The sequence below is a fragment of the Promicromonospora kroppenstedtii DSM 19349 genome (assembly GCF_000515355.1).
Taxonomy (GTDB): domain Bacteria; phylum Actinomycetota; class Actinomycetes; order Actinomycetales; family Cellulomonadaceae; genus Promicromonospora; species Promicromonospora kroppenstedtii.
The window spans coordinates 41,701-42,420 of the sequence record NZ_KI911609.1 but is presented as its reverse complement, the minus strand read 5'-3'; the positions used below and the strand labels follow the sequence as shown (position 1 = coordinate 42,420).

The window sequence follows — 720 nt, the reverse complement described above, 5'->3', positions numbered from 1 at the left end:
CCGGCGCCGTCCCCTTCCGCCCGCATCCGGGCGGCGGCACCTGCGGCGCGTGATCCACGGCCTGGCCCTGGCGCACCCGAGAGACCGCGCCGCCGTGCACCGCGTACGCCCGCCGCAGGTCCCGGCCGACGCGATCGTCTACCTGTTCTCCACCGTGCTCGACGACGAGCCGCTGCACCTGGTGCGCACCTGGCGCGCCAAGGGCCACCCCGTCGTCGTGGTCGACACCTTGCCCGACGTGCATCCGGTACCCGAGCACCACCTGCGGATCGCGTGGCGCATCGCCCGCCTGGAGCGCGAGGACCGACTCGCCGCACTGGCCGGGGAAGGCGTGCCCGTCGTGGGGTGGGCGGGTTCCCGCCGCGACCAGGCCTCCGTCCGGTTCGAGGCCCTCGCCCGCGCCGCCGAACGGCACCTGCCCGGCCGGACGGTCCTGCCATGAGGCTGCCCCGGCTCACGGCCCGCCTGTCCGACGTCGCCGCCAGGCCCCTGCCACAGATCACCGTCGAGACCGGCCCGACCGTGCCCGGCTGGGTCCTGCGGCTCGCCCTGCTCGCACTCACCCCGGCCCTGCTCCTGCTCGCCGCGTCCCGCAGCGATCTCGCGCCCACCCTGGTCACCACCGTGGTCGCCGTCTGCACCGCCCTCCTCGTGCTACGCCCCACCCCGGCCACCGCCGGCGTCACCGTCGTGCTCGCCGGGGTGTTCCTGTGGGGCTTC

The 720-nt window shown here is 76.2% G+C and carries 1 protein-coding gene and 1 pseudogene; both read left to right on the top strand.

The window, feature by feature from the left end; all coding sequences use genetic code 11:
* Window positions 1–442 (top strand): annotated as a pseudogene (locus PROKR_RS30505) (DUF58 domain-containing protein); the annotation flags it as partial.
* On the top strand, window positions 439–720 hold a 282-nt coding region (locus PROKR_RS33840), incomplete at its 3' end, for a hypothetical protein (RefSeq protein WP_169736318.1). The pseudogene PROKR_RS30505 and the gene PROKR_RS33840, both read left to right, overlap by 4 nt.